General features: G+C 67.8%; 4 protein-coding genes. 2 read left to right on the top strand and 2 right to left on the bottom strand.

Annotation, left to right across the window (positions count from 1 at the left end):
- Positions 1-88 precede the first annotated feature (88 nt).
- Together ABDW35_RS33520 and ABDW35_RS33515 are read right to left on the bottom strand one after the other, a co-directional pair.
- Entirely contained in the window at positions 89-1,303 is a 1,215-nt protein-coding gene (locus tag ABDW35_RS33520) for an acyl-CoA dehydrogenase (protein ID WP_343718185.1), read from the bottom strand.
- 117 nt (positions 1,304-1,420) lie between these two features.
- Positions 1,421-1,870, bottom strand: coding sequence for a MucR family transcriptional regulator (locus tag ABDW35_RS33515; protein ID WP_343718184.1), 450 nt, complete (start codon positions 1,868-1,870; stop codon positions 1,421-1,423).
- 215 nt (positions 1,871-2,085) lie between these two features.
- Here ABDW35_RS33515 and rpiB point away from each other — a divergent pair, with 215 nt between their 5' ends.
- Both rpiB and glyA read left to right on the top strand, forming a co-directional pair.
- Positions 2,086-2,538: a ribose 5-phosphate isomerase B gene (gene rpiB, locus ABDW35_RS33510; protein WP_343718183.1), complete on the top strand. Its 453-nt coding sequence runs from the start codon at positions 2,086-2,088 to the stop codon at positions 2,536-2,538.
- Positions 2,539-2,555: 17 nt separating this feature from the next.
- Positions 2,556-3,848 (top strand): serine hydroxymethyltransferase, encoded by a 1,293-nt coding sequence (glyA, locus tag ABDW35_RS33505; RefSeq protein WP_343718182.1) that lies wholly within the window; start codon positions 2,556-2,558, stop codon positions 3,846-3,848.
- The last annotated feature ends 91 nt before the right edge of the window (positions 3,849-3,939 follow it).

Below are 3,939 nucleotides of genomic sequence, written 5' to 3'. Positions count from 1 at the left end.
GGCTCGAAGAGATCCCGGGTCTGCAGCGCATCACTGCGTGCTGCGCCGCGCCCGGGATGACAAATCTCCTTATTTCCGAGCGTTGGTATCAGAACGCCGCCAGCCCGGTCTGCGCCCGGCCCAGGATCAGGGCGTGCACGTCATGCGTGCCCTCATAGGTGTTGACCGCCTCCAGGTTCATCACGTGGCGGATGACCTGGAACTCGTCGGCGATGCCGTTGCCGCCGAGCATGTCGCGGGCCTGGCGGGCGATGTCCAGCGACTTGCCGCAGTTGTTGCGCTTCATCAGGCTGATCGCCTCCGGCGCCGCCTTGCCCTCGTCCTTCAACTGGCCCAGGCGATGCGCCGAGATCAGGCCGAGGGTGATCTCGGTCTGCATGTCGGCCAGCTTCTTCTGGATCAGCTGGGTGGCGGCGAGGGGGCGGCCGAACATCTTGCGGTCCAGCGTGTACTGCCGGGCGGTGTGCCAGCAGAACTCGGCCGCGCCGATGGCGCCCCAGGCGATGCCGTAGCGGGCGTTGTTCAGGCAGCCGAACGGGCCCTTCAGCCCCCTGACGTTGGGCAGCAGGTTCTCCTCGGGGACGAACACCTCGTCCATCACGATCTCGCCGGTGGTCGAGGCGCGCAGCGAGAACTTGCCCTCGATCTTCGGCGAGGACAGGCCCTTCATGCCGCGCTCCAGGATGAAGCCGCGGATCTCGCCGCTGTCATCCTTGGCCCAGACCACGAACACGTCCGCGATCGGCGAGTTGGTGATCCACATCTTGGCGCCGGACAGGCTGTAGCCGCCGGAGACGCTGCGCGCCCGGGTCTTCATCGAGCCGGGGTCGGAGCCGGCATCGGGCTCGGTCAGGCCGAAGCAGCCGACGATCTCGCCGGTGGCCAGGCGGGGCAGGTACTTCTGGCGCTGCTCCTCGGTGCCATAGGCGTAGATCGGGTGCATCACCAGGCTCGACTGCACCGACATGGCGGAGCGATAGCCGCTGTCGACCCGCTCGACCTCGCGCGCGATCAGGCCGTAGCAGACATAGTTCACGCCGGCGCAGCCATAGCCGTCGATGGTCGAGCCGAGGAAGCCGAGCTCGCCCATCTCGTTCATGATCTCGCGGTGGAACACCTCGTGCCGGTTGGCCTCGAGCACGCGCGGCTGCAGCTTCTCCTGGCAATAGGCGCGCGCCGCGTCGCGCACCATGCGCTCCTCCTCGGTCAGCAGCTCCTCGAGCAGGAGCGGATCCTCCCAATGGAAGGCGGCGCGGCCGGTCTGCGCCGGCTTGGCGGCCGCGGCGGCGGCGGAGGCAGTCATGGGCGAACTCCGGAACTGTCTTAAAAGGTGGCGCATAACAGCACAGGGGCCGGGACGCCGCCAGCCCAAGCCCGCATGGCTCATGCTGCAGCGTGCCGGCCCCCGAGGCGGCGGCGATCAGGCGCGCTTGGCCTTGCCCGCGTCGGTGCGGGCCTTGCCCAGGCCGATCTTCTTGGCGAAGGCGGAGCGCTGTTCCGCATAGTTCGGCGCGACCATCGGGTAGTCCGCCGGCAGGCCCCATTTCGCCCGGTACTCCTCCGGCGTCATGCCGTAGGTCGTCCGCAGGTGCCGTTTCAGCATCTTCAGCTTCTTGCCGTCCTCCAGGCAGACGATGTGGTCCGGCTGGACCGACCGCCGGATCGGCACCGCCGGCTTGGCCTGCGCCGGGGCCGGAGCGGCCGCCGGCGCCGAGCCGACATTCCGCAATGCATCGTGGATCGCCTGGATCACGCTCCCGAGCTGATCGGTCGGAACCGTGTTGCGTGAAATATAGGACGTGACGATCTGGGTCGTCATCTGCACCAGATCGTCATTGTTGCGTCCGCTGGTGCTTGCTTCATCCTCCATTGTTCAATTCCTTTTCTTTGTGTCGTCAACAGCGACAACGAGGTCGCATTTGATATCGCGCATGTCAACGGTAATGGGAAAAATACCTTATAATCTGCAACCGCAAACTGCGGCCGGGCCCAGCCGGCACGCGCGGCCCAATTGAGCCATGTTCTAGCTCACCCTCCAAAGCAAAATATGCGAAGGTCGCCCGCATCCCCTCTGACCGGACCATCATGACCGACGCCACGAAGACCGTCGCCCTCGCCGCAGACCATGCCGGATATGCCCTCAAGGACCAGCTCCGCGCGGTGATCGAGGAGCGGGGACTGGCCGTTCTCGACCTCGGCACCAACGGTCCGGACCGGGTCGACTATCCCGATTACGGCCACGCCATGGCGCAGGCGATCCGGGACGGGCGGGCGACCCGCGGCGTGCTGGTCTGCGGCACCGGCATCGGCATCTCGATCGCCGCCAACCGCCATCGCGGCATCCGTGCGGCGCTGTGCCACGACGTCACCACCGCCCGGCTGTGCCGCCAGCACAACGACGCCAACGTACTGGCGCTCGGCGCCCGAATCATCGGCTTCGAGACGGCCCGGGATTGCCTTGCCGTGTTCCTGTCCACCGATTACGAAGGCGGTCGCCACGGCGACCGCATCGCCAAGATCGACGTGCTGAACGCCTGACCCAGGATGACTGCCCCATGAGCTCCGCCGACACCGCCGCCTCCCTCTTCACCGCCCGCCTGGACGACACCGACCCGGCCGTGCTGCGCGGCATCCGGGACGAGCTGAAGCGCCAGCAGACGCAGATCGAGCTGATCGCCAGCGAGAACATCGTCTCCCGCGCCGTGCTCGAGGCCCAGGGCTCGGTCCTGACCAACAAATACGCCGAGGGCTATCCGAACCGCCGCTACTACGGCGGCTGCGAGTATGTCGACGTGGTCGAGCAACTGGCGATCGAGCGCGCCTGCCAGCTGTTCGACTGCGCCTTCGCCAATGTCCAGCCGCATTCCGGCGCCCAGGCCAACCAGGCGGTGTTCTTCGCCCTGCTGCAGCCGGGCGACACGGTGCTGGGCATGTCGCTGGCGGCCGGCGGCCACCTGACCCACGGCGCGGCGCCGAACCAGTCCGGCAAGTGGTTCAACGCGGTGCAGTACGGCGTCCGCCGGGACGATGCGCGGATCGACTATGACGAGCTGCAGCGCCTGGCCACCGAGCACAAGCCGAAGCTGATCATCGCCGGCGGCTCGGCCTATCCGCGGATCATCGACTTCGCCCGCTTCCGCCAGATCGCGGATTCGGTCGGCGCCTATCTGATGGTCGACATGGCGCATTTCGCCGGCCTGGTCGCCGGCGGCGTCCACCCCAGCCCGCTGCCGCACGCCCATATCGTCACCACCACCACGCACAAGACACTGCGCGGCCCGCGCGGCGGCATGGTGCTGTCGAACGACCCGGAGATCGGCAAGAAGATCAACTCCTCGGTCTTCCCGGGCCTGCAGGGCGGCCCGCTGATGCATGTCATCGCCGCCAAGGCAGTGGCCTTCGGCGAGGCGCTGCGGCCGGAGTTCAAGGCATACGCCCAGGCGGTGGTCGACAACGCCAAGGCGCTGGCCGAGACCGTGCGCGCCGGCGGGCTGGACATCGTCTCCGGCGGCACCGACACGCATCTGATGCTGGTCGACCTGCGGCCGAAGAAGCTGACCGGCAAGGCGGCGGAGGCCAGCCTCGAGCATGCCGGCATGACCTGCAACAAGAACGGCGTGCCGTTCGACCCGGAGAAGCCGACCATCACCTCCGGCGTCCGCCTGGGCAGCCCGGCGGCGACCTCGCGCGGCTTCGGCGTGGCCGAGTTCCGCCAGGTCGGCGAGATGGCGGTCGAGGTGCTGGACGGCCTGGCCGCCAACCCGGACGACAACTCGAAGGTGGAGAAGGCGGTGCGGGCCCGGGTCGAGGCGCTGTGCGCCAAGTTCCCGATCTACCAGGGCCTCTGAGGGGCAGCTTCTGATCTCAGTTGTCATCCCGGGCGCGGCGCAGCACGAAGTGATGCGCTGCAGACCCGGGATCCCTCTCCGGACTGCGCGA

It is taken from the genome of Inquilinus sp. (assembly GCF_039594555.1).
Lineage (GTDB): Bacteria > Pseudomonadota > Alphaproteobacteria > DSM-16000 > Inquilinaceae > Inquilinus.
Note: the sequence above shows the minus strand (reverse complement) of the source record. Positions and strands in the feature narration are given on the sequence as shown.